General features: G+C 40.7%; 1 protein-coding gene. It reads left to right on the top strand.

What is annotated here, in order from left to right:
• Positions 1-33 precede the first annotated feature (33 nt).
• Entirely contained in the window at positions 34-828 is a 795-nt protein-coding gene (locus PG881_RS23915) for a putative bifunctional diguanylate cyclase/phosphodiesterase (protein WP_333563432.1), read from the top strand.
• The last annotated feature ends 83 nt before the right edge of the window (positions 829-911 follow it).

Genomic DNA, 911 nt, shown 5'->3' with positions numbered 1-911 from the left:
AAAAATCGGCTCAAACATGAAGAAATGAAATGACTGAGTCAGCCGAGAAGAATTTCCCCGCTTATTCGCACCTTCCCAAGAGCAGCAATTATTAGCGACTTATACTCTGCAATACAAAGCCAGCAATTTGTACTTTTCTATCAAAAACAGGTCAATCACTTGGAGCAGTGTATTGGTGTTGAAGTGCTATTACGCTGGATACACCCAGAAAAAGGAATGGTGTCACCACTGCAATTTATCCCATTAGCGGAAGAAACAGGTCTGATTGTGCCCATTAGCAAATGGGTGCTAGAGGAAGCTTGCGCCACTCTGGCAAAATGGTCTTTAGAATCCAAAAAACAACACCTAAGCATTGCGGTTAACATAAGCGTAGTTCAATTTAGCAAAGATAATTTTGTTCAGACTGTTTTAAATGCATTGAAAACCTCAGGTGCAAATCCACAGTTGCTAAAGCTGGAAATTACGGAAACGTTGCTCGTAAATAACATTCCTGATGTTAAAGCTAAGATGAAAGAGTTGCAGCAGCACGGTGTGACTTTTTCAATCGATGATTTTGGTACAGGCTATTCATCCTTATCCTACTTAAAACAATTGCCTATAAATCAGTTGAAAATTGACCAAGGGTTTGTTAGAGATATTATCAATAGCAGTAATGATAGGGCCATCGCTCAGGCAGTTATAACATTAGCCGACTCAATGGAACTGCAAGTCATAGCTGAGGGTGTTGAAACAGAAGCCCAGCGCGCGTTATTGCAGAGTATGGGGTGTCACACCTATCAAGGCTATTTATACGGAAAACCGTGTCGGATAGAAGAGCTGCATTTTTAAAAGATAACCTGATTACCCATGATTAGCAGTCAGTTACCACGAACTATACTGATCTTACGTACAGTTATCGAGGTGCGAGATCA

Source organism: Aeromonas sp. QDB54, from assembly GCF_027707385.1.
Classification (GTDB): Bacteria; Pseudomonadota; Gammaproteobacteria; order Enterobacterales; family Aeromonadaceae; genus Aeromonas; species Aeromonas hydrophila.
This window is presented reverse-complemented; position numbering and strand designations above follow the sequence as displayed.